Consider the following 24,610-nt stretch of genomic DNA (forward strand, 5'->3'; position numbering starts at 1 on the left):
AATGCGGTATAGGTAGGAATAAAATATTTATATGAAATTGTAAAGGTGTTTAATGGAAATCGGAGAAGATACATGTATACTAACAATCTCGTTTATATTATTCAAAGGAAAAGTCATAATTACGGATGGGTAACTTTGGCGTGTTTGACTCTATCAGAAAGTAAAGTATGGGGAGGATCACAATGTCGATGAAAAAACGTAAATGGCTAAAAATGGTGGCTGCTGGTTGTGTTTTAGGTTCGTTATTAATAACGGCAGCTTGTTCAGGAAAGAAAACAAGTACAGAGGATGAAAAGACGATTAAGGTAGGGGTTCTTGCTTCATTAACAGGTCCATTAGAATCATATGGAAAACAAACAGTGAACGGATTTGAATTAGGGTTAGACTATGCAACTGGTGGAACTGGGAAAGTGGAAGGGAAGAAGATTAAGTTTGTTGTAGAAGATACGGAAACGAAAGCTGATGTAGCGGTTAAAAAAGCTACGAAGTTATTAGAAGAAGAGAAAGTCGATTTTTTAGTCGGATCGTCTAGTTCAAGTGATACATTAGCGGTTTTACCACTTGCCGAGGAATATGAAAAAATAATGGTTGTAGAACCAGCAGTAGCTGATAGTATTACCGGGAAGAACTGGAATAAATATATTTTTAGAACAGGTAGAAATTCATCTCAAGATGCAGTCGCTGGTGCTGCGGCAATTGCTAAAAAAGATGTGAAAATAGCAACGTTAGCACAAGATAATGCTTACGGCCGTGATGGAATTGCGGCATTTAAAGCTGGAGCGAAGAAATTAGGTGCGAATATTGTAAACGAGCAATATGCTGATACAAATTCGACTGACTTCACTGCAAATATTCAAAATATTATTAGCTCAAAACCAGATTATTTATTTATCGTTTGGGCAGGTGCGAATTCACCTTGGAAACAGTTAAAAGATATGAATGTGGAAGCGCAGGGTATTAAAATTTCTACCGGTGCACCAGATATACCGGCATTAAAAACGATGGATGCGTTAGTAGGAATGCAAGGTTTTTCTGTTTATTATCACACACTTCCGAAAAATAAGGTGAATGATTGGTTAGTTGAAGAACATAAAAAACGATTTAATGGTGCGGTGCCAGATTTATTTACAGCAGGAGGAATGTCAGCGGCAATTTCAATTGTAGAAGCTTTAAAGAAAACAAAAGGTGATACAGATGTAGATACATTGATTAAGAAAATGGAAGGAATGGAATTTGATACACCGAAAGGAAAGATGAAATTTAGAGAGAAGGATCATCAAGCGATGCAGACACTTTATTCTATCACATTGAAAAAGCAAGATGGTGTTGATTATCCGGTGCCAGTATTAGAGCGAGAATTAACGATGAAAGAGACAGAACCCCAAGTTCAAAATAAATAGACTGAATTTTCTGTTGTTTTCGTATAAAGAGGGAGTACACCCTCTTTATACGTATTTCTTTCATACTTAAAGCTTTAAAGGGAGGGATTTCGTGACACATTTGCTAGAAACGAAAAATCTTTGCGTATCTTTTGGCGAGCATCATGTTATTAAGGATGTGAATTTAACAGTACAAAAAGGAAAGCTCATTTCAATTATTGGACCAAATGGTGCAGGAAAGACAACGCTATTCAATTTACTAAGTGGACAAATTTCTCCAACAAAGGGTGAAGTATATTTTAAAGGACAAGAGATTACAAATTTATCAATTTCGGATCGTACTCGATTAGGAATTGGTCGTTCTTTTCAACTTACAAATATATTCCCAGAGTTAACGGTACTTGAAAATGTTCGTTTAAGTGTTCAATCATTTGTGCAAGATTACTATAGTTTTTTTCCGAGTTCGGCAAAATTTAAGCAACAAGTTGGAGAGGCGAGACGTTTCTTAAAAACAGTATTACTTCACGAGAAAGAACATGTATTAGCGAAAGATCTAGCGCATGGGGAAAAACGAAAGTTAGAGCTTGCGATGTTATTAGCTTTAAAAACGGATGTGTTACTACTTGATGAGCCGACGGCAGGTATATCAGTTGAGGAGGTACCGGCTATTTTACAAGTGATTGAAAATATTAAGAAACATCCAGAGAGTACAATTGTACTTATTGAACACAAAATGGATATGGTACTAGGTTTGTCAGACCATCTTATCGTTTTATTCCATGGAGAGTTATTGGCTGAAGGTTTGCCCGAAGAAATGATGAAAGATGAGCGTGTACAAAGTGCTTATTTAGGGGGATTATATAGTGGCACTATTACAAGTGAATAATATAGAGACGTATTTAGATCAGTTTCATATTTTACAAGGGGTATCTCTTACTGTTGAGAAAGGAACGATTACTGTACTGTTTGGAAGAAATGGGGCAGGGAAGACTACGACATTACGTTCGGTTATGGGATTTCACCATATCGCACATGGTGAAATTTATTATGATAGTACACAAGTAAATGGATTATCTACACATTTAATTTCAAGGAAAGGAATAGGGTATGTACCAGAAAATCAAGGTATTTTTCACGACCTGACAGTAGAAGAAACATTCGCTCTTGCTAGGGGGAAGGGAGAAGAAGCGGAAGAAAAAATAGACTGGATGCTTGAATTATTTCCAGATTTAAAGCAATTTTGGCACAAAAAAAGCGGACTCTTAAGCGGAGGGCAAAAGCAAATGCTAGCAATTTCAAGAGCATTTATTAATAGTGATGGTTTATTACTTATTGATGAGCCGAGTAAAGGCTTATCGCCCATTATGATAGAAAAATTAATGATAGCCATTTTGAAAATGAAAGAGAAAACAACAGTTTTACTCGTTGAACAAAACTTTATGATGGCTAGTCAAATTGGTGATTACTTTTATATTATGGATAACGGAAGAATTGTTCATAACGGTTTTATGCATGAATTAAAAGAGGATAAGGAAATGTGTCACAAATATTTAGGAATCTCTTAACATGAATCCGGGGTGAGAAGGATGGATGTGTTAATCAATTTATTTGTAAATGGGATTTCAACAGGGATGCTCATTTTTTTATTAGCGTCAGGTCTTTCACTTATTTTTGGTTTAATGAGCGTTCTAAACTTCGCACATGGTGGGTTATTTGCATGGGGAGCTTTTACAGGTGTATGGATATTTAATACAACTGGAAGCTATTTACTCGCTTTAATTGGAGCAATTGCTATGGGGATGTTTCTTGGATTCATTTTAGAAAGATTCCTTATTAGACCGGTATATGGAAATCATGTTCGCCAGCTTCTTGTGACGCTTGGAGGAATGCTTGTACTTAGTGAATGTATTAAAGTATTTTGGGGGCCAAATCCAATTGGTGCTAAATTACCGTTATGGTTACAAGGTAGTTATACATTTGAAGGCGTTATATTAATTAAATATCGTCTATTCGTTATTTTAATTGGGATCATCATTTACATTGCCTTACTATTATTGCTCAAAAAAACAAAGATAGGTCTTATGATTCGCGCAGGTGTAATGGATAAAGAGATGGTTCAAGCGCTCGGTATTAATGTAAAAGCGATATTTTCTTTCGTCTTTTTATTAGGAGCAGGGATGGCGGCTTTGGGAGGCTTCTTATTAGCACCGTATTCAGGTGTTATTTTCGCCGAGATGGGTATGCAGTATGCGATTTTAGCTTTTATAGTAGTGATAATTGGAGGATTAGGAAGCGTACAAGGTTCAGCAATCGCTTCTTTAATTGTTGGATTAGCTGGTGCTTTTACAGCATATTTTATACCGGATTTATCACTTGCAATTAATATGTTAATGTTACTATTTTTCTTAATAGTGAAGCCAACGGGACTTGTTGGTGAAAAGGGGTGAAATGGTGAACAGCACATCGAATCGAATTAAAGTATACTTCGGAGTATTTATGCTCATTTGTTTAAGTGTATTTCCATTCGTAAATGATTCACGGAGCTTGTTAATTTTGTTCACTCAAATCTTCATCTTTGCTATTTTCGCTATGAGTTTTGATGTTCTCCTTGGATATACAGGTATTGTTTCATTCGGTCATTGTATGTTCTTTGGTATAGGGGCGTATGGGGTAGCACTTTTATTTGATCGACAAGGGGTGTCTATCACAAACTTTTTTATAGGAATAGCAGCCGCAATTATTGTATCAGCCATCGTTAGTTATATAATCGGTTTGCTTTCTTTACGGCTGAAAAGTCATTTTTATGCAATGTTAACGCTCGCTATTTCCCAGCTGTTTTTTGTACTTGCTGAAAAATGGCGTTCACTGACTCATGGAGGAGATGGATTTACATTTCGTGTACCAGATATATTCCGTGATCGTTTTACATTTTATTATATAACATTTATATGTCTAATCAGTATTTTCATTTTGTTACGTCTTTTCACAAAATCTTCAATTGGGAAAGTGTTAAAGGCGATTTCACAAAATGAACAACGAGTTGAAGCACTTGGCTATAAAGTTCTTCATTATAAAATTATTGCTAGTGTTGTTGCAGGAGTAGTTGCAGCGATTAGCGGTGGTTTATTTGTCATCACATTACGCTTTGTTAATACAACTGTATTTTCAATTGAAATGACGTTAAATGCATTATTGATGACAATGATTGGGGGAGTTGGAACGTTAATCGGAGCTATTGCTGGAGCGGGGATTATTGAATCACTGAAATATTATTTATCAGAACTAGCTACAGAGTATCCGATTTTTGAAAGGTGGACGATTATTCTAGGTTTATTATACATTATCGTGTTATTAGTTTTTCCAAAAGGATTAGTTGGAACGGTTAAGAAGTTGAAGAATTTTAAAAGAAGTAAGAAGGAGAAGAGTACAGGGGTGGAACAGAACGTGTAAAATAAGTCTTCAAGATGAAAAGGGATGTCCTAGTAGTTAAACATATTAACTAGGTAACATCCCTTTTTATTTTATTAAGCCGTACGATAGTATATGAAGTTATATTAGCGATTCGAAAAGGGATATTTATTTACCCGTAAAATACGACAAGTGTAGCCTTTTTATTAATTAAATAGTTCACCTGGAATCACTTTATCTAAGTCTCGAGTTGTAAAGAAGTTAATAGGTAGTTTTTCAACCGCGACATTTTCAACTGGAACTAATTTATCATTTCTAATCGGTAAAAAAGCTATCCCATTTCCCTCAACAATAAACTCTTCAATAAGCGAATAAGAATCTAACTGTTGAAGTTGATGCTGAGATAGATTGTTTTCTTTTAGAAATTGTATTGTCATATTTCTAAAAGGGCACTTTTTATCGTTACTAACAAAGAAAAGTTCTTTTGAAAAGTCAATGTTACACTGTTCTTTCGCTTTTAATAAGCCTACAGAAATTGAAGTGGTGAATACTTTTTTAAACGCTGCGTCGGGATAATCCTCATAAGTTATGACCATATCAACTTTTTGTTGCTGTAGTAGTTTTTGTAAATGGCTACTACTTTCTATATATATTTGATAATTCCTGAAATTTTCTTTAATACGCATACTTAAATAATTAGTCAAAATAGATTGTGACGTCGCTATTACATAAGAAGAAGCACTTGTTTTAATTTCATCTTTGGCTTCTTCTAAAAGAGCTAATATTTTATTCGTGTAGTCTAATAAAATGTCACCAGAAGGTAACAGGGAGACACCTTTGTTATCTCTATGTAGTAAAGGTGTTTCTAATTCTTGTTCTAATTTTTTGATTCGCTCAGTTACATTTGGTTGTACATAGCCTAGTTCTTTAGCGGCTTTACTAATAGATCCTTCGTTAGCTACAGTTTTAAATATGATAAGATCATTTATTTCCATTCATTTCAGCCCCTTATACGGTATCATTATAAATGATATCAAACATAATTTATACCTATTTTACGTCAGCCGATCATCGGTTTATCATTATATATATAAGATCGAAAGTGAGTGATAAACATGATTGGTATGCAATATAAGGTCATTTTACCAAAGGATTATGACATGGAGATTATTAAAAAAAGGGTAAAGGATAATGGGTTTAAAACTGATGGTTTTCAAGAACTAAATTTTAAGGCTTATTTAATTACTGAGACAGGTAAGGGTGGGAATTTCTATAACTGTTATGCACCTTTATATATGTGGAATGGTCATGAAGGGATGAACAAATTTATATTCGAAGGGTATTACGATAATATTTTGCAATCGTTTGGGTGGCAACAAATAAATATAGGTGTTCCATTAGTTGTTAATTTAAGTAATGATTTTAGAAAAAGTAGATATGCTGTTGAATATGCAGGGAGTATTTCTCAAAGTAAATCGCTGATTGGGACGCAATTAAATAAAGTAAATGAAAATGTGCAAAACATAGAAAAATGTTTAGGAAATGTAATAGTTTATAATCCGGATAAGTGGGGATATAGTCAATTCAGTTTTTATAAGGAAAAGCCTGAAATAGATGTAATGGGCGATGTTACTATTTATGAGATTTTACATATTTCACGAGGATATGTTGTTGAATGCTAAATTAAGAAAAAGGAATGAAAATCTATGCCTTTTGTGAACGTTTATTATCATGAAGATATATTAAATAAAGAAGAGTTGAAAAAGATAGGTGAATGTATCCATCTTGCATTAATTGAACATTTTAACATCCCTGAAAATGATTATTTTCAAATATTTTTACCTTATCAACAAAATCAATTTTTGTATAATCCATATTATTTGTTGGAAAGAGGAGAAATGAGAACTGAGAATATGATTCATGTTTCTATTACATGTGGACCTGGAAGAACAGTGCAACAGAAAAAAGGTTTGTATCAATCTATATCCTTTGAAATTTCAGCATGTTCTAATCTGAAAGTTACTGACATTTTTATTACATTACATGAGACAGCTGCTGAAAACTGGTCATTTGGTCAAGGGATGGCACAATTGGTAAAAATGAAGGGAGCAAAATGATGAATGAACCAATTGAATTCTATATTCCAAAGAAAATGAGAGAAGTAGCACCTGTATTTTCTCATTATAGTGAAGAGATATTATTTGAGGAAGTGTGGCGGGATGCCGCTTTAACATTAAGAGAAAGAAGCTTATGTACATTGTCGGCACTAATCAGTCTTGGTAATACAGAACAATTACCATTTCATCTGAAGCTAGCTAAACAAAATGGGATAATGGGGAATGAATTAGTTGCATTAATAACACATATGGCTTTTTACGTTGGTTGGCCAAAAGCTGTGGCAGCTTTAAATATAGCAATGAATGAAATGGAAAGTTAAGAATGATGATTTTGGGAGGTATTTTTAACATATTTCTACTTGCATTACTATCACTTGAGTGGTAAAGTGATAGTAAGATCAACGCTAGGAAGTGATGAAACATGCGTGAAAATACGATAGGATCGTTAATATGGCTACGTTTAATACGATTTACGAACCAAAGTAATCAAATGTCAAATGAGTTTTTAAAACGTTTTGATTTAACAACAGCCCAATTTGATGTGCTTTTGCAAATACGGACTTATCAGCCATTAACACAAATGGAGTTAGCAGAAAAGGTTACCGTTACACAAGGCGGTATTTCTCGAATGTTAACACGTCTTGAAAAAGAAGGATATATTATACGAAAACAAGATTGGAAAACGAAAACAATTAGTCTTACAGAGCAAGGGGAAGCGGCTTTAGAAAGAGCATTGCCAGAGCAACTTGCATTTCAATCATCATTTTTTGATGATGTATTAAATGAAGAAGAGCAGAAAATACTATACGAGTTGATGTCAAAAGTTCATAAGCATAGTGAAAAAAAAGAATTACCGAATGAGTAATTTTTTTTACTTAATCAATTGACTAATCAAGTGATAAAGAGGAGGAAGTTTTATGTATACAATTCCAGGGCATCACCACATTTCTATGGTGACTAAAAATGCGAAAACGAATAATAATTTTTATCGAGATGTTTTAGGGTTACGCCGGGTGAAAAAGACAGTCAATCAAGATAATCCATTTATGTATCATTTGTTTTATGGTGATTTAACAGGGAGTGCCGGAACTGAATTATCATTTTTTGAAATGCCGAATGTAGGTAGAACAATCCGTGGTACAAATGCAATAACACAAATAGGCTTGCTCGTACCTTCAATAGAAAGTCTTACATTTTGGAAGAGACGTTTTGAGTCACTCCAGGTGGCGCATGGGGAAATTACAACTTACGCCGGAAGAGACGCACTGCACTTTGAAGATCCAGATGGTCTACGGTTAGTGCTGTTAAATAATAAAGATGAAGAGGTGCCTGAATATTGGACTGCATGGGATGAATCTTCTGTAGAGCAGAATCATCGTATTTTAGGCATGGGAACAGTTGAAATGACAGTGCGCAGTTTAAATAAATTATCAAAAACATTAACAGGTTTGTTTAGTTATAAAGAAGTATCTCGTTCAGACGATGAGGGGATTTATCAATCTATTGATGGTCAATCTTTTGGAGAAATTTTGGTGAAACAGCAAGATGGAGAGAGTGAAAGACCCGGAAAAGGAAGTATTCATCATTTAGCTATTCGTGTGAAAAATGATGAAGAACTGAGTTATTGGAATGAAGCGGTGAAAGATAAAGGGTTCCAATCAACAGGGATTATCGATCGCTTTTATTTTAAAAGTTTATATTTCCGTGAGTCAAATGGCATTTTATTTGAGATTGCGACGGATGGACCAGGATTTACAGTAGATTCAACAGTTGAAGAATTAGGAAAAGAGCTGGATTTACCACCATTTTTAGAAGAGAGAAGAAAAGAGATTGAAGAGAAATTAATACCGCTTTATTAAAAGGGAGAGAGCAACTATGGAAAAATACCGTATTGATACAAGTAAGGGAATTGAATTTGGATTATATTCAATTGGAGATCATATTTTAAATCCGCATGATGGTTCGAAAATAAGTGCAGAAAAAAGAATTCATGAACTAATTGAAACAGCTAAGTTAGCAGATGAAGCTGGAATTGATGTGTTTGCTGTCGGTGAAAGTCATCAAGCGCATTTTACAACGCAAGCTCATACAGTTATTTTAGGAGCTATTGCACAAGCTACGAAAAACATTAAAATCGCGAGTTCTGCAACAGTATTAAGTACGTCAGATCCGGTTCGTGTATATGAGGATTTTGCCACAATTGACTTAATTTCTAATGGTCGTGCTGAAATCGTTGCTGGTCGCGGCTCTCGTATTGGGGGATATAGTTTACTTGGTTACGATGTAAATTATTATGAAGAACTATTTGAAGAGAAGATGGAACTTTTATTAAAAATAAATAAAGAAGAAAGTGTAACATGGAAAGGGCAGTTTAGAACGCCACTTGAACATGCGGCAATTATACCGAGAGCTAAAAATAACAATATGCCAATTTGGCGTGCTGTTGGAGGGCCACCTGCTAGTGCAATTAAGGCAGGACGCGCAGGTGTACCAATGATGCTTACGACACTTGGTGGCCCAGCTGTTAATTTTAAAGTTTCGGTTGATGCATATCGTGAAGCAGCTGAGCAAAGTGGTTTTGATCCAGCAACATTACCAATTGCGACAACAAGTTTATTTTATACAGCAGAAAATTCACAAGATGCACTTAGTGAATATTATCCTCATATTAATGCTGGTATGCTTGCGCTACGCGGTGGTGGGTATCCAAAACAACAATTTACTAACACAGTAGATCACCGTGATGCGTTAATGATTGGTAGCCCGCAACAAATTATTGAAAAAATGCTTTATCAATATGAATTATTTGGACAGCAACGTTTTATGGCACAGATTGATTTTGGCGGTGTACCATTTGATAAGATTGAGAAAAACATTGAATTAATTGCTACCGAAATTATGCCGGCTGTTAGAAAATATACAACGAAATAATGATTAAAGTACCGGGAATATAATTTATTCTCGGTACTTTTTTATTTAGTCTGTTTGAAAAATGACAAAAAAACGAATTTTATGTCTAGAGAAAGGGGAGTTTTTTTCTATTTGTGAATAACAATATTGTTGATTTGAATTTTGGAAATACATTTTTCTCTTGACAAAAAACTAGCATATTTCTAGGTTTGATTCGAGGACATTTTTCAAGGGTAAAGTCAAGCGTGTGAAGAGAAAAACATAATAACAATTGATATAAGAGTGTGTTGTATGTTTGAAAAGTACGTTTTTAAAATGTGAGAAATCAAATTCAAAAAAATTACAAAAGACATATTTCAGACAAAATCCTGTCAATAATACGTCAAAAATCACCTGAATTTATTATGTAAGTATATTATACAATTCGATTAACGAATAAAACACTACTGAAATAGTGAAAAGGTAAATCGTATGAAGAAAGTTCTTTTGTAATTATCTAAAAAACTGACAATCTATATTTTCAGAAAGTACATAAACGAATTTATCTTTTTGTATTTCCACATGATTGAATTGTTCGTTATGAAGTGAATTCATACAATTCAATCGATATTACGATATAAAAAAATATGAAGGAAGTGACTTTAGCATGGAAACGCTCGAATTGGCACGAATACAATTTGCATCAACAACGATTTTTCATTACTTTTTCGTTCCGCTGTCTATAGGTTTAGCTTTTATCATTGCGTTAATGCAAACGTTGTATGTGGTAAAGGGACAAGAAATTTATAAGAAGATGACAAAGTTTTGGACACAAATATTCCTTGTTAACTTCGCAGTAGGTGTAGTAACAGGTATTTTACAAGAATTTCAGTTTGGTATGAACTGGTCAACGTATTCACGTTTTGTTGGTGATGTTTTCGGACCATCACTTGCAATTGAAGGTTTATTAGCATTTTTCATTGAGTCTACATTCCTAGGTTTATGGGTATTCGGTGAGGATAAACTTCCGAAGCGAGTTCACCTTTTATGTATTTGGCTCCTCTCAATAGGAACAATGTTATCAGCATTTTGGATTTTAACTGCAAGTGCATTTATGCAGTCCCCGGTAGGATATGAAATGGCTGCAGATGGACGTGCGCAGATGAATGATTTCTTGGCGATTATTCAAAATCCACAACTATGGGTGCAATTCCCGCATACAATTACAGCGGCACTTGCAACAGGCGCATTCTTTATTGCTGGTGTTAGTGCATGGAAAATCGCAAAACAACAAGAGACTGAGGTGTTTAAGAAGTCTTTCCGAGTTTCTATCGTTGTTGGAACAATTTCAACAGCATTGGTATTATTTTTCGGTCATGCACAAGCGCAAAATTTAATTAAGACACATCCGATGAAAATGGCAGCAGCTGAAGCATTATGGAATACGAGTGAGGATCCAGCGCCATTTACAGTATTTGCAAAAATTGATACAGAGAAGAAAGAAAATTCGTTTGAAATTCAAATCCCTTATATGCTAAGTCTATTGTCATACGATAAATTTAGCGGTCAAGTTGAAGGGATGAACCAAATTCAAAAACAATATGAAGAAAAATATGGACCTGGAGATTATATTCCGCCAGTACATACTATGTTCTGGAGTTTTAGAGCGATGGTAATGAGTGGAACATTCATGCTTCTTTTAGGAATGTACGGCTGGTTCTTATCAAGAAAAGATCGCTTAACTGAAAACCCTTGGTATTTAAAAATAATGGTATATGCAATTGCACTACCGTTTATCGGTAATACAGTAGGATGGATCATGACTGAAATGGGACGTCAGCCTTGGGTTGTCTTCGGTGTTATGAAAACAGAAGATGCTGTATCTCCAAACGTTTCATTTGGAGAAGTATTATTCTCTCTTGTTTCATTCACATCACTATATTTAATTGTTGGAGGAATTACTGTTTACTTATTCGTTCGTATCATTAAAGGACATGCGAATAAGAAAACGAAAAAGGATTATCAAAGCCATGATCCATTTGATAAGGAGGAAGAGTATGTTATCTCTTAATGAGTTGTGGTTTCTAATTATCTCAACCTTATTCGTTGGCTTCTTTGTACTTGAAGGTTTCGATTTTGGTGTAGGAATTGTTTCAAGGTTTTTAGGGAAAAACGATTTGGAAAAACGTATATATTTAAATACAATTGGGCCGTTTTGGCACGCAAATGAAGTATGGCTTGTTTGTGCGGGTGGCGCTATGTTTGCGGCATTCCCGCACTGGTATGCAACTTTATTTAGTGGGTTTTATATTCCATTTGTGTTTATGCTTCTTGCATTAATTATAAGAGGTGTTTCCTTTAAATTCCGTGCGAAAATAGAAAATCATAAATGGAAGAGTTTCTGGGATTGGGGCATGTTTATTGGAAGTTTGCTACCTCCTATACTTTGGGGAGTTGCAATCGCAAACTTTATGACAGGTGTACCAATTGATGGAAGTAAAAATATGGTAGGCGGATTTATGAAATTACTTCACCCATTTGCGTTACTTGGGGGAGTTATGTTTCTTCTTCTATGTATTGTTCATGGTTTGCAATTCCTTACTATACGTACAACAGGAAAATTACGAGAACGCGCACGTATTGCCGCGACAAAGATTGCACCTTTTGCATTAATAACACTTCTTGTTTTTGCAGCTGTAGGGTTATGGAAAACAGATATTTTCACCGCACATGGTTCAGAGTGGCTAATGGTTCCAATTGGAGCTTTTGTAGCGCTATTTGTTTCTACTTTATTAAATAAAAGAAGAAGAGATGGTTGGGCTTTCTTTATGACGAGTTTAACAATCATTTTGTTAAGTGCAAGTGTGTTCATCGGTATGTTCCCGCGTGTCATGATTAGCTCATTAGGAGCGGTAAATGATTTGACAATTTATAATACAGCATCAGGACCTTATGCATTAAAACTGATGAGCTATTTCTCTCTTGCTATTTTACCGTTTGTTATCGGTAGTCAAATATGGAGTTTCTATGTATTTAGACAACCTGTTAAGTCAGACAAAGATTTGGAGTACTAATGAAAAGAAAAAGAGGACTTCCGTCGTATCCTGGTAGCCGAGTTTTATATGTAACTTTAAGTCTTATTAGCATTTTAGAGGCGTGTAGTATCATTGCGCAGACAGTGTTTTTAGCACGAGCAATCACATTTTTATTTCAAGGAGAAACAGTGCAAGCTGTGCTAAATGAAACTGTTTATTTTGGAATCATGTTTGCAGCACGCCAAATGTTGGTGCGAGCATCGCAAATATTGGTTGAGCGTTTCGCTGAAAAAACAGGATTGGCATTACGTAAACAGTTAATAGAAGCATATTTTACATTAGGGCCGAGATTTGTCCAAACGAATGGGACTGGCCATCTGGTTACTTTATCGATAGAAGGTATTGAAAAATTTAAAACTTATATTGAATTAACAATTCCTAAAATGATTAGAAGTACTATCGTACCAGGACTAATTGTTCTATATGTTTTTACACTGGACATTAAGTCTGGAATCATTTTAGTTGTAACGATTCCAATTGTGATTATATTTATGATCCTTCTAGGATTAGCAGCGCAGAAAATGGCGGATAGCCAATATGAAACATATCGTGTACTTTCTAATCATTTCGTAGATACGTTAAAAGGGTTAGAAACATTAAAGTATTTAGGGAAAAGTAAACAGCACGAAGGAAAGATTGAAAAAGTAAGTAAACGATATAGAAAAGCAACGATGCGTACTTTGCGAGTTGCTTTTCTTTCTTCTTTTGCATTAGATTTCTTTACGAGTTTATCAATTGCATTTGTAGCAGTTGGATTAGGGATACGGTTAATAGATGGGACAATTATACTGTTACCAGCTCTTACGATTTTAATTTTAGCGCCGGAATATTTTCTGCCGATTAAGCAAGTTGGAGCGAATTATCATGCTACATTAGATGGACAACTTGCAATGGAGAAAATAGAAGAAATTTTACAGAAACAAAAAGAAATAGAAAAGAAAGATTCAAATGTAGATATAGTATGGAATTCTTCTAGTAGTTTGAAATTACAAGATGTAAAAGTAAATAATGATGAATCTGAAAAGGCTATATTAGAGGGAATTGATTTTACTTGGCAAGGTAACGGTGCTATAGGCATTATTGGTGAAAGTGGGGCAGGGAAATCAACGTTAATCGATGTGTTAGCAGGATTTCTACCTCCTTCGGGTGGGAAAATGTTAGTAAATGGTGTGGAAATTGGTGAATCTACTCGAGAAGATTGGCAAAAAAATATTGCTTATATTCCGCAGCAACCTTATATTTTTCCACTTTCGTTAAAAGATAATATTTGTTTCTATGAAACGAATACAACTGATGAAGAAGTTGAGAGAGTTATTAATGAAGTTGGTCTTCGTTCGCTCGTTGCATTATTACCACATGGGATGTACGAAAGAATTGGAGAAGGTGGACGTATGCTTAGTGGCGGACAAGAACAACGTGTCGCTATGGCACGTGCACTTTTAAGTAAAAAGCCAATCATTTTATTAGATGAACCTACAGCACATCTTGATATTGAAACTGAATTTGAAATAAAGCAATCGATGTTACGTCTGTTTGAAGGTAAGCTAGTATTTCTTGCAACGCATCGTCTCCATTGGATGAAGCAAATGGATCATATTCTTATTTTAAATAAAGGGGAAATTAAAGAAAGTGGAACATATGAAGAGCTTTTAAAGAATGAGACATTACATTTTCATAGGGAAGAGAGGGGAGAGCGATGAGTAACTGGATTAAACCTCATATACAGCAAAATAAAGGTAGAATGACGTTGACTATTTTCCTCGGGCTTCTTGGAGTTAGTTCAGGTGCGATGTTACTTTTCATTTCAGGTTATTTAATTTCTAAATCTGCTCTCAGACCAGAAAATGTAATGGTTGTATATGTTCCTATAGTTGCAACGCGTGCGTTTAGTATAGGGCAAGCTGTTTTTCATTATTTAGAGCGTTTAGTAGGGCATGACGTCGTTCTACGAATTTTAGAAAAAATGAGGACAAAACTATATAGAATTGTAGAACCACAGGCGTTATTTTTACGCTCTCGATTTCAAACTGGTGATGTACTAGGTGTATTGTCTGATGATATAGAACATTTACAGAATCTATATTTACGTACAATATTCCCTAGTATATTAGCGTTAGTTGTATATAGCATTTTCGTACTTGTTATCGGTGCATTTGACTTAGTATTTGCACTTATCGCAGCTTGTATGTTAGCTGTTATTGTTTTTCTTCTTCCATTCGTATCACTACTTTTGATGAAACGACATCATGTTGCTTTGAAGCGAGGAAGAAATCGTTTGTATCAACAATTGACAGATGCTGTATTTGGGTTATCTGATTGGCAGGCGAGTGGTAGAAAAGATGAATTTATTAATGCATATGTAGAGCAAAATGTCCAGCTGTTAAAGACAGAAAAGAGAGTGAAACGCTGGTACCATATTCGAGACAGTATCATTCATTTAATAGTCGGCATTGTAGTTATTTCAATGATTATGTGGACTGGAAATCAAGCAGCAAGTGAACAGATTGCACCTACAGTTATTGCAGCGTTCGTATTAATGACATTATCTGTGACAAATGCGCTTATCCCTATATCAGATGCTATTGATCGAATTCCATCTTATGTAGAATCTGCTCATAGGCTTAAAAGCGTAGAAAGTGATAGCATTTTGCAAGATGGAAATGAGTTACCTGGAGATAAAGATTACGTTGCACAAAAACATATAGATATTGAACTGAGTAATGTGTCGTATAATTATCCGGATAGTAATGAACCTGTATTAAAAGATGTATCATTGCAAATAAAGGCAGGAAAGAAAATTGCTATTTTAGGTAGAAGTGGAACAGGAAAATCTACTTTACTAAAACTGTTAACTGGGGCGCTACGTCCGGTGAGTGGGCAAGTTATATTGAATGGTGAACAAGCTCGTACGGGTTTTTTGTCAAAATATATTTCTGTATTAAACCAAAAACCACATTTATTCGATACGACAATTGGAAATAATGTGCGGATCGGTAAACCAGAGGGTAATGATGAAGAGATATGGAGAGCTTTAGAGAAAGCACAGCTAGCACCGCACATTGCTTCTCTTCCTGATGGATTACAAACAAAAATGCATGAAATGGGAAAGAGGTTTTCTGGCGGAGAAAGGCAAAGGGTAGCATTTGCAAGAACTCTTATGCAAGAAGCATCGATTATTGTGCTTGATGAACCAACTATCGGTTTAGACCCTAAAACGGAATTAGCCTTAATAGAAACAATGTTTTCTGCAACAGAAGAAAAGACTGTTATTTGGATTACACATCATCTTGTAGGAATTGAACATGTAGATGAAATTATTTTCCTTGATAGTGGCCAAATCGCTATGCAAGGTAGTCACGAACAGCTACTGAAAGAAAATGAGAAATATCGTAGGTTATATGAGCTTGATAAAGGTATATAAGAATGAGATGCAAAAAAACACAAATTCTTGGTAGTTCAAGGTTTGAGTTTTTTTGTATTTGTGGTGAAATCATATAAGCCGTATAAGCTATTTGATCATGAAATGGTTATATATTGTTAGAAAGGGTGTTTAAAACCTATCCTTTCAAGGCAATACTTGAGCCATAGTGAAAGGATTGTTGGAAGGCGTGATTATATGTTTGAAGAGGATGGCATTGTTTTAATACTGGAGCCTGCTGATGAGCGGAATATGAGGAAATTTATTTTTACAGTACCGAAGTCAGTTTATGAAAAAAAAGAAATTTTATTACATTACGGAACACCTTTAGGTCAAGGATATACGGACATTATAGAAGATATTATTAGTGTACATATAGACATAGATATTATAACAGTAATAGGGCATGTGAGAGGATAAAGAGAAACTTTAATTAGTGAGAGTTATAAGTATCTGGAAAACAGACGTACTTAAAATAAGTATGTCTGTTTTTATATTTAAATGAAGATAGTTTCGAGGTACATGTTGAACAGGATAATAATGATTTTTCTAGAATTTATAAGAGGAAGATTAAAAAAATAAGATATGATGTGATAAAGTGTATAAGAAGAAAATAAAGTGTTTAAAAATGAATAAAAGTATGGCAATTATTTAGGAGGTAAAAATGAAGTTTACAAAAACAATGTTACTTTCAATTGTAGTTTCAATTGGTTTGATGGGATGTTCGCTAGTAGAGGAAGGGAAGAACTCCATAGATTACGCTCAAAAAGCGACAGACTATGTAAATGAAATAAGTGCATTTGCAAATGAAGCGCCAGCATTAGCAGAAAAGGCCGTTAATGATGGGGAAGCCCGGAAAGAACTAGAAACGAAACTTACTGAAATTAAACAAGATATACCAGCTTTTAATGAATTAACACCACCAGATGTAGCGAAGGATCTTCACCAGCAAATCGTCGGGTATAATGAAAAGTTAAATACATTAATTGATACATCTATGACAAAGATAGAGGAAGGGAAAATGAATGTAGAGCAGTTTAAAAACTCTGAGCTTATGCAGACGATAGAACAAGTTCGTGATTTGAAAGATAAGGTTCAAAATTTAGGGCAATAACAAAAAGATCCGTTTATCATAAACGGATCTTTTTGTTATTGAATACAATAGATGATTACACCAATGACAATAATAATGTTGCCAATGATTTTTCGTTTCGTGATTTTCTCCCCTAGGAAGTACCAACTGAAAATTAAAATGATGATATAACTTAATGATTCTAATGCAGATGCTTGCTTTAATGCCATGCCCTTTAAGGCGATCACATTTAATCCGGCATTAATTACAAATAAAAAGTAGCCGATGATAACATAAGGATTCACATATTCTTTTATTCTAGAATCGTATTGTTGTAAAGTAGCCTTTTTTAATAATATTTGTGAGTAATTGGCTAAAATTATCCCAAATATCAATAATAACATATAACTATTCATCTTTTGTCACCACCACAATTCCGACGATAATAATAGCTGCGCCAAGTATGTGATTCCACTGTATCGTATCTCCAAACAGGAATACTGACCAAAGCATTGACCATAGTATGATAATCCCACGGTGTGAATATGCTCTAGAAATTTCAAAGTTCTTAATGACTTGTTGCCATAGAATTGCATATCCGAATAAAAGTACAACAAGTCCGAAGTAAGCAATAAAAAATGAAATTGATGCAATAGGGAATTGAGATGCCCATTTCATGTAAACCATAATGATAGAATATATCAAGAAGGCTACATGTAAAAATACATAGTTTTTAATAGTTGGTTTCATATATTCACTCTCTTTTACTTTATATACACGTATGTAAACTCGATGTATATAATCAATAGCTTCTTATTATATATAAAAGGCATATTGAAATGATTTTTGTTTATTTCTTCACATTCCAAAATATATAGTATCATGTCTTCTAATGTAAAACAATAGAAGGCAATGCGTAGCTTTAGAGCTGAAAATAATAGAGCTAGTAGAGTTAGATTTTCCACTGTTCTATAATTTGTATCGTTTTATTGGTTGCATCCATCTCTACTTGAATACCTATTGGCAAAGTAATCATTGGATGAGTATGACAACAATCAAAATCGGCTAGAAAAGGAAGTTTTTGATTTTGTAATACTTCTAATAATATTTCGTAAGGTTTTCTATTTGTACCACAATCATCAAATTGCTCATGTTTTCCAAGGATGATACCTGAAACTTTATCAAAAACGCCGTTAATTTTAAGTAATGAAAAACTTCTTTCGATAGTAGCTGCATCTTTTGAGCTATCTTCAATAAAGAGAATGTCACCATCTTGAATAAGTGGCATATAGGGGCTACCCCAAATACCTTGTATAGTATTTAAATTCCCACCAATAATACGTCCAGTAGCTTTCCCACCAATTACTGAAATCCAATTGTTCGGTCGAAGATCTTTTTCTTTCGTTTTTTCTTCCCAATTAATAAATTCATCTGACCAAAATAACGGCTGGTTTATGTTGTAAGGAAGGTGTTGATCAGTTAATAAAGTATCCGCAAAATATTTGTACGTGCAATCTACGAAAGGCTCAAATTCACCAAAAGAAGGAACAAGTGCTGGACCATAAAATGTAGGAATTCCTGTTTTTGCATAAATTCCTAGTAATAATGCTGTTGTGTCTGAATAGCCAATCATTATTTTAGGATTCTTTTGAAAAGTCTCATAATCAATATAAGGTAATAATGAATTTGAATTCAGTCCCCCAATTGTCGACATGATACAAGAGACGTTAGGGTTTCTAATCAAGTCATTTAATTCCTCAGCACGCTCTTTAATGCTCCCGGAACGATAATAATCATATTGACCTGTTAGTGAACCTTCTAATATATGAAATCCTTTCTGTTCTAAGTATAATTTTGCGCGCTCAAATCTCTTTGAAGAAGTATAGGTTACTGGTGAAGAGGGAGAGTAGATGCCAATGGTATCGCCATATTTTAATGCTTTTGGAAGTATCATTTGTAAAAATCCTTTCTATTATATAGTGTTTTTGTGTTTAAATGTAATTGAATATTCTTATATTTCGTTGTTTTTAGTGTAACACATATGAAAAAGAGAACGAGGTTGAAATTATAATTGTTATAGATGAATAAATATGCTTTTTACCTTGACGATATAAAGTAATTGTTGTTATGGTTAAACATGAGTGTATAAAAGGTTTGTTAAAGGAGTTTTAGAATGAAGCGGTTAAAATGGGGAAGATTAACAATCCTATTAGTAGTAATTCTGGGTATATGTTGGTTCTTTTTCCAAGGAGTTCAAAAGAGTGAAACAAATGTAGATACTCAGCCTTTACAAGTGGCAGAGCTACCTAAAACAGGGCTATCTGAAAAAGTAGTTCCACCAAAATATATACCACCAGAAATTGATGCAAAAGCAGCTATTATTATCGATGCGAGTAATGGAGAAGTTATTTATCAAAATAATGAAAATGAAGCTGTTGCCCCTGCTAGTATGTCAAAAATGATGACAGCATATCTCGTTTTAGAGAGTATACATAATGGGAAAGTCCACTGGGAAGATCCAGTGAAAATAAGTGCAAAGTCAGCACAAACAGAGGGTGCAAAAATCCCGATGCAAGCAAATGATACATTAACTGTTAAGGACTTATATCATGCGTTAATGATTGAATCGGCTAATAATTCGGCTGTCGCTTTAGCGGAACATGTAGCTAAGACAGAAAAAAACTTTGTTCAACTTATGAATGAAAAAGCAAAGCAGTTAGAAATGTCAGATAAAGCTAAATTCGCGAATGCTTCCGGATTACAGGAGCCCGACGGAAGTGAAACGAAAATGACAGCAGCTGACGTAGCAAAATTAGCGTATCATCTTATAAAAGACTATCCAGAGATATTAGAAGTGACTCACTTACGTCAAAGTCAGTTAGCATTTAATAATGTTAATGTTACAAGCACAAATGAGATGTTAAACAAAAATAATAAAGCTTTATATATAGAAGGAATAGACGGATTAAAAACAGGATTTACAGATAGCGCAGGGTATTGTTTTACAGGTACTGCAAAACAAGGTGATAATCGCATTATTACAGTTGTTATGGGGACAAAAAGTAAAACAAAACGTTTTACAGAAACAAATAAATTAATGTCCTATGCATTTCAATTGCTTAATTAGGTGAAGAAAGAAGTAATTTAGATTGTTATAAAAATAAGACAGACAGTTTATTGAACCTTGATTTTGGTGACAATAAACTGTTTTTTATTTTTTGACGTATAGGAAGTGAAAACTCAAGTGATATCATTTGAGTTTGTTTTTGTTTGTTGATATTATTAAGTTAAGAACTTATTAATAATAAGTTCGAGAGGCATTATATGCTTCGTACATATGATACTGCCTCAAATGAAAATTGGAGGGAATTGTAATGGCAAAAGATTTTTACTCAGCAATTGAAGACAGAAGATCTATTTACGCGATTAGTAAAGAGCAAGTAGTTTCTGATGAAAGAATTCAAGAAGTGATTTATCATGCTGTGAAACATACACCTTCGGCTTTTAATTCTCAAAGTGCAAGAGTTGTTGTATTACTAGGTGAACAACACGACAAATTATGGAATGTTACGAAAGAAACGTTACGAAAAATTGTACCTGAAAATAATTTTGCACCTACGGAAGAGAAAATGAATGCATTTAAAAGTGGCTATGGGACAGTTTTGTATTTTGAAGATAGTAAAGTAGTAGAAAGTTTGCAAGAGAACTTTGCACTATACAAAGATAATTTTCCTACATGGTCTCAGCAATCTTCTGGAATGTTGCAATTTTCGATTTGGACAGCATTAGAGATTGAAGGTTTTGGTGCTACATTGCAGCATTATAATCCGTTGATTGATGAAGAAGTAAGGAAAGAATGGGATGTACCTGAAAACTGGAAGTTAACTGCGCAAATGCCATTTGGTAAACCGGTAGTTTCGGCAGGAGATAAAGAATATCAGCCATTAGAAACTCGTGTGAAAATTTACAAATAAAATAAAAAATAAAAGGTGAACAGAGATATAATCTGTTCACCTTTTATAAGTAGTAAGGATTTTTTTTGTAGGAATTTTTCATCTGATTTTTTAATTTGTTTTTACGTGTTTCAATAGTTGATACTTTTTGTAATGTTATAATTGAAACGAATTGAAAAAAAGCATAGTACAGTTCTATATTTTTATTTATAGGATCATCTATTATGTTTTTCATAAATATATCTCCTTTTTTTATCTCACTATTTGCGGGCAGTAAGGCTTCCATATCAAAATTCAATGATACGTATAGAATACCGACCTGTAAAAGTTCGATTGGTTTCAGTGTGGGGTGAATAAAATTTGTATGGATTAAAATCCTACTTTATATATGATAATATAAATATCCTGAAAATTCCATGGATAGTGAAAAATAGATAGTGGAATGTGCATTTTCGTCAAATTAGAACAGAATTTTTGGAGTTAAATCTTACAAATCGTCAAACCTTTTAAAAACGATGGATAATATCAAAAATAGTTTTCTAAAAATATTATACTATTGATAAAAAAAGCATTTTTTGTCATGATAAGAGTATGCTTCATGGAAGGGACTTTACTAGAAAATACATTCTTTGCATTGTATTAGATTAATAGAGTTTTTTAAAGTGGATAGCAAAAGAAAAATATATATTAAGATAATGAATGGAATGTCGAATTTTCAATGAAATACATAAGAAATTTGAAAAAAGCATTGCAAAAACACACTGTTTAATGATAAAGTTCACATGAAGTTCACACTAAATTCACTTCAATCGTTTAAAATAAACGATGTGTGAAAAATAAAACTCTTGCTAAAAAATGGAACTGGATGAATATTTTACTTTGATAATATTGTAAAGTACTAAGTTTATAGTTTTCTCAAGAGGATAGTAGGGAAAGGAAGTAAAGACAACTTATGAAAAAAGTAATCGCAGGTTTAGCAGCAGCATCTGTAGTAGGTGTAGCAGTTCCTGGAATGGATTCTGCTCATGCACAAGTTTCAAATGATGCGCTAAAAGAAATTAATGGACAAACTCAAACTCAAACTCAAACTCAAACGACTGTAACTGAAACAAAAACGGTAGAAACAACTTCTGAATTAAAATACACAGTAACAGCTGATGTATTAAATGTACGTTCAGGTGCTGGTACAGGACATAACGTTATTTCTAAAGTGAAATCAGGTCAAGTACTTCAAGTAATTGGACAAGAAAACGGTTGGTTCAAAGTTAGTGTAAATGGTCAAACAGGTTATGTAAGTGGGGACTTCGTAACAACTGGTGGCAATAAAGGAACTACTACTACTGTTCAGCAAGGAACAGGTACTTACACAGTAAACGTTTCTTCATTAAACGTACGTACAGGCCCAAGTGCATCTCATACTGTTTTAGGTTCTGTAAATAAAGGAAAAACAGTTCAAGTTGTAGGTGAAGTTCAAGATTGGTTTAAAATTAACTTCAATGGTGGAACTGGATACGTAAGCAAAGACTACGTAACAAAAGGTGGTTCAGCTGTATCTAACGAAACTCAGCAACCAACTACAAACAACAACAATACTACTACAGTTCAAACTGGTGGATCATATGTTGTTAACACAGGTGCTTTAAAAGTACGTACAGGTCCAGCTACATATAACCCTGTAATTGGTGGGGTAACAAACGGTACAGTATTAAACGTTACTGGCGCTGAAAATGGTTGGTATAAAATTAACCATAATGGCCGCACTGGTTACGTAAGTGCAGACTTTGTTAAGTTTGTAAAAGGCGGAGTGAACAATGTAGTTACTGGTGGTAACCAAGGTACGAACCAAGGTACGAACCAAGGTACGAACCAAGGTACGAACCAAGTACAAAAACCAACAGCACCAACAGGTGGAGATACATCTTCAATCGCTGGATTCGCTAGATCTTTAAATGGTTCACCATACAGAACTGCTGGTACAACACCTGCTGGTTTTGACTGCAGTGGATTCATTCACTACGTATTAAATCAAACTGGTCATAAAGGCGCTCGTCAAACAGTTGCTGGATACTGGAGCTCTAAAACAAAAACTAGCAATCCACAACCAGGTGATTTAGTATACTTCCAAAATACTTATAAATCAGGTCCTTCTCACATGGGCGTTTACTTAGGTAATGGACAGTTCATCAGTGCAGAAACTGACGCAACTGGTGTACGCATTAGCTCTGTAAGCAACTCTTACTGGAGTAAGCACCTATTAGGTTACACAAAAGCATACTAAGAAAAAGTATTTTATATACTTTTCGTATAGAGAAAAGGCTTTCCAGGGAAACTTGGGAAGCCTTTTTCATAGTTGGATAAACTAACAGTATAGTAGTATTTATCCTGCTATTTGCGGGATAATAATCAGCGGGGGATGGACAAATCCCCGCTGATTAAAGTTTCACTTTATGTCAATTTTCCATGCAAAAACTTAGCATATAAATCATGAAAATAGTTTGGACGGAATAAGTTTGCTGCATGACCTGCTAATGGAATTTCTTTATATAAAACGTTCGGAAGAATGGACTTCAAATCAAAGAGACAAGATTTATAGAGATGATCATGTTCTCCCATCACCCATAATATAGGATGGGGAAGTGCTTTTAATTTAGATTTTAAGTCGAATTCTAAGCGGTGTCGTAATGACTCAGCAATAATGGACGAGTGTAATTGTAATCCGAAACGGTAATAAATATTTCGTGAAATAACAGCGAACGGATTTGCCCTTAGTATTCCACTTGGAAAAATAGTACTAGCATACTGAGAAAGCCAAGATGAATATTCATCACCACGTTTTTCCCAAAATTTCTGAAAAACATTATATAAACGGGAAGGGTTATTATAATGTCCACCAATATGACAAATACTCAATACTTTTTCTGGATGCATTTGTGCAAATGTCGTAGAGATATAACAGCCATAGCTTAGAGCACAAATATGAGCCTTTTTAATTCCCTCTTTTTCATACAAGTTCAATAATTGATCTACGAGGCGCTGTATTGAAAAGTCGATAGCTTCTCCTTTATCGTCGCCGTGACCTAATAAATCATAAGTTATAATGTTGTAGGAGGCAGAAAATCGTTTATGCTCTTTTTTGAAGGCGCGGCGATTTCCAACTAATCCATGAATAAAAATGATTGTTTCCTTTTCGGAATGTTTATTTGTTTGCAAAAAGGATACTCCTTTCAATGCTGGAGATTTATATAGTGTTTTAAATTAGCTAATTGATAAAATTAGTTA

Annotated in this window: 26 protein-coding genes; 20 read left to right on the top strand and 6 right to left on the bottom strand. The window is 34.3% G+C overall.

What is annotated here, in order from left to right; translation table 11 throughout:
* Window positions 1-182: 182 nt before the first annotated feature.
* The 5 genes from LCF45_RS09525 to LCF45_RS09545 all read left to right on the top strand — a co-directional run bounded on the left by LCF45_RS09525 (window position 183) and on the right by LCF45_RS09545 (window position 4,829).
* Window positions 183-1,400 (top strand): substrate-binding domain-containing protein, encoded by a 1,218-nt coding sequence (locus tag LCF45_RS09525; protein ID WP_263894762.1) that lies wholly within the window; start codon window positions 183-185, stop codon window positions 1,398-1,400.
* Between the two features lie 91 nt (window positions 1,401-1,491).
* Window positions 1,492-2,265, top strand: coding sequence for an ABC transporter ATP-binding protein (locus LCF45_RS09530; RefSeq protein ID WP_000149306.1), 774 nt, complete (start codon window positions 1,492-1,494; stop codon window positions 2,263-2,265).
* A complete protein-coding gene (locus tag LCF45_RS09535) occupies window positions 2,243-2,944 on the top strand; it encodes a branched-chain amino acid ABC transporter ATP-binding protein (protein WP_001196706.1) in 702 nt (233 codons plus the stop codon). The genes LCF45_RS09530 and LCF45_RS09535 overlap by 23 nt, the downstream gene beginning before the upstream one ends.
* 21 nt (window positions 2,945-2,965) lie before the next feature.
* Window positions 2,966-3,826 (top strand): branched-chain amino acid ABC transporter permease, encoded by an 861-nt coding sequence (locus LCF45_RS09540; protein WP_000382784.1) that lies wholly within the window; start codon window positions 2,966-2,968, stop codon window positions 3,824-3,826.
* 49 nt (window positions 3,827-3,875) lie between these two features.
* The gene (locus LCF45_RS09545) at window positions 3,876-4,829 is read left to right on the top strand and encodes a branched-chain amino acid ABC transporter permease (RefSeq protein WP_002126891.1); all 954 of its coding nucleotides are present in this window, start codon (window positions 3,876-3,878) and stop codon (window positions 4,827-4,829) included.
* A gap of 164 nt (window positions 4,830-4,993) precedes the next feature.
* Here the strand turns inward: LCF45_RS09545 and LCF45_RS09550 are convergent, their stop codons facing one another.
* The gene (locus LCF45_RS09550) at window positions 4,994-5,782 is read right to left on the bottom strand and encodes a LysR family transcriptional regulator (protein WP_002031321.1); all 789 of its coding nucleotides are present in this window, start codon (window positions 5,780-5,782) and stop codon (window positions 4,994-4,996) included.
* Window positions 5,783-5,902: 120 nt separating this feature from the next.
* On the opposite strand from LCF45_RS09550, the gene LCF45_RS09555 reads away from it, so the two are divergent.
* The 12 genes from LCF45_RS09555 to LCF45_RS09610 all read left to right on the top strand — a co-directional run bounded on the left by LCF45_RS09555 (window position 5,903) and on the right by LCF45_RS09610 (window position 17,420).
* Complete coding sequence (locus LCF45_RS09555; protein WP_002126895.1) at window positions 5,903-6,469, top strand: DUF4865 family protein; 567 nt, start codon at window positions 5,903-5,905, stop codon at window positions 6,467-6,469.
* A gap of 24 nt (window positions 6,470-6,493) precedes the next feature.
* A complete protein-coding gene (locus tag LCF45_RS09560) occupies window positions 6,494-6,904 on the top strand; it encodes a tautomerase family protein (protein WP_016098342.1) in 411 nt (136 codons plus the stop codon).
* Window positions 6,901-7,224, top strand: coding sequence for a carboxymuconolactone decarboxylase family protein (locus LCF45_RS09565; RefSeq protein ID WP_033669504.1), 324 nt, complete (start codon window positions 6,901-6,903; stop codon window positions 7,222-7,224). The genes LCF45_RS09560 and LCF45_RS09565 overlap by 4 nt, the downstream gene beginning before the upstream one ends.
* 101 nt (window positions 7,225-7,325) lie before the next feature.
* Window positions 7,326-7,769, top strand: coding sequence for a MarR family winged helix-turn-helix transcriptional regulator (locus LCF45_RS09570; RefSeq protein ID WP_002012331.1), 444 nt, complete (start codon window positions 7,326-7,328; stop codon window positions 7,767-7,769).
* Between the two features lie 52 nt (window positions 7,770-7,821).
* Window positions 7,822-8,763, top strand: a complete 942-nt coding sequence (locus tag LCF45_RS09575) for a ring-cleaving dioxygenase (RefSeq protein ID WP_002126899.1) — start codon at window positions 7,822-7,824, stop codon at window positions 8,761-8,763.
* 16 nt (window positions 8,764-8,779) lie between these two features.
* Window positions 8,780-9,835 (top strand): LLM class flavin-dependent oxidoreductase, encoded by a 1,056-nt coding sequence (locus LCF45_RS09580; protein ID WP_263894763.1) that lies wholly within the window; start codon window positions 8,780-8,782, stop codon window positions 9,833-9,835.
* Between the two features lie 625 nt (window positions 9,836-10,460).
* Entirely contained in the window at window positions 10,461-11,864 is a 1,404-nt protein-coding gene (cydA, locus tag LCF45_RS09585; RefSeq protein ID WP_016098345.1) for a cytochrome ubiquinol oxidase subunit I, read from the top strand.
* On the top strand, window positions 11,851-12,867 hold the full coding sequence (gene cydB / locus LCF45_RS09590; RefSeq protein ID WP_263894764.1) for a cytochrome d ubiquinol oxidase subunit II: 1,017 nt from the start codon (window positions 11,851-11,853) through the stop codon (window positions 12,865-12,867). Before cydA ends, cydB begins: the two co-directional genes overlap by 14 nt.
* Window positions 12,867-14,588 (top strand): thiol reductant ABC exporter subunit CydD, encoded by a 1,722-nt coding sequence (gene cydD, locus LCF45_RS09595; protein ID WP_263894765.1) that lies wholly within the window; start codon window positions 12,867-12,869, stop codon window positions 14,586-14,588. Before cydB ends, cydD begins: the two co-directional genes overlap by 1 nt.
* Complete coding sequence (gene cydC, locus LCF45_RS09600; protein ID WP_002126913.1) at window positions 14,585-16,309, top strand: thiol reductant ABC exporter subunit CydC; 1,725 nt, start codon at window positions 14,585-14,587, stop codon at window positions 16,307-16,309. The genes cydD and cydC overlap by 4 nt, the downstream gene beginning before the upstream one ends.
* Window positions 16,310-16,504: 195 nt before the next feature.
* The gene (locus tag LCF45_RS09605) at window positions 16,505-16,726 is read left to right on the top strand and encodes a hypothetical protein (RefSeq protein WP_002031341.1); all 222 of its coding nucleotides are present in this window, start codon (window positions 16,505-16,507) and stop codon (window positions 16,724-16,726) included.
* A gap of 244 nt (window positions 16,727-16,970) precedes the next feature.
* Window positions 16,971-17,420: a DUF6376 family protein gene (locus LCF45_RS09610; protein ID WP_002012340.1), complete on the top strand. Its 450-nt coding sequence runs from the start codon at window positions 16,971-16,973 to the stop codon at window positions 17,418-17,420.
* Between the two features lie 35 nt (window positions 17,421-17,455).
* On the opposite strand, the gene LCF45_RS09615 is transcribed toward LCF45_RS09610, so the two are convergent.
* The 3 genes from LCF45_RS09615 to LCF45_RS09625 form a co-directional block, all read right to left on the bottom strand.
* Window positions 17,456-17,794, bottom strand: a complete 339-nt coding sequence (locus tag LCF45_RS09615; RefSeq protein ID WP_002135751.1) for an EamA family transporter — start codon at window positions 17,792-17,794, stop codon at window positions 17,456-17,458.
* Entirely contained in the window at window positions 17,787-18,128 is a 342-nt protein-coding gene (locus LCF45_RS09620) for an EamA family transporter (RefSeq protein WP_002086172.1), read from the bottom strand. Before LCF45_RS09620 ends, LCF45_RS09615 begins: the two co-directional genes overlap by 8 nt.
* Window positions 18,129-18,330: 202 nt before the next feature.
* The gene (locus tag LCF45_RS09625) at window positions 18,331-19,332 is read right to left on the bottom strand and encodes a S66 family peptidase (RefSeq protein ID WP_078206892.1); all 1,002 of its coding nucleotides are present in this window, start codon (window positions 19,330-19,332) and stop codon (window positions 18,331-18,333) included.
* Between the two features lie 219 nt (window positions 19,333-19,551).
* On the opposite strand from LCF45_RS09625, the gene LCF45_RS09630 reads away from it, so the two are divergent.
* The gene (locus LCF45_RS09630) at window positions 19,552-20,505 is read left to right on the top strand and encodes a D-alanyl-D-alanine carboxypeptidase family protein (protein WP_002086170.1); all 954 of its coding nucleotides are present in this window, start codon (window positions 19,552-19,554) and stop codon (window positions 20,503-20,505) included.
* Between the two features lie 247 nt (window positions 20,506-20,752).
* Complete coding sequence (locus LCF45_RS09635; RefSeq protein WP_002086169.1) at window positions 20,753-21,352, top strand: nitroreductase family protein; 600 nt, start codon at window positions 20,753-20,755, stop codon at window positions 21,350-21,352.
* A gap of 43 nt (window positions 21,353-21,395) precedes the next feature.
* On the opposite strand, the gene LCF45_RS09640 is transcribed toward LCF45_RS09635, so the two are convergent.
* A complete protein-coding gene (locus tag LCF45_RS09640; protein WP_002086168.1) occupies window positions 21,396-21,566 on the bottom strand; it encodes a hypothetical protein in 171 nt (56 codons plus the stop codon).
* Between the two features lie 717 nt (window positions 21,567-22,283).
* Between LCF45_RS09640 and entFM the strand changes: the two genes are divergently transcribed.
* A complete protein-coding gene (entFM, locus tag LCF45_RS09645; RefSeq protein ID WP_263894766.1) occupies window positions 22,284-23,609 on the top strand; it encodes an enterotoxin EntFM in 1,326 nt (441 codons plus the stop codon).
* A gap of 167 nt (window positions 23,610-23,776) precedes the next feature.
* Here entFM and LCF45_RS09650 read toward each other — a convergent pair whose 3' ends face one another.
* Window positions 23,777-24,541, bottom strand: a complete 765-nt coding sequence (locus LCF45_RS09650) for an alpha/beta fold hydrolase (RefSeq protein ID WP_002086164.1) — start codon at window positions 24,539-24,541, stop codon at window positions 23,777-23,779.
* Window positions 24,542-24,610 lie beyond the last annotated feature (69 nt).

Source organism: Bacillus sp. 41-22 (assembly GCF_025809295.1).
In the GTDB taxonomy this organism is placed as follows: Bacteria; Bacillota; Bacilli; order Bacillales; family Bacillaceae_G; genus Bacillus_A; species Bacillus_A mycoides.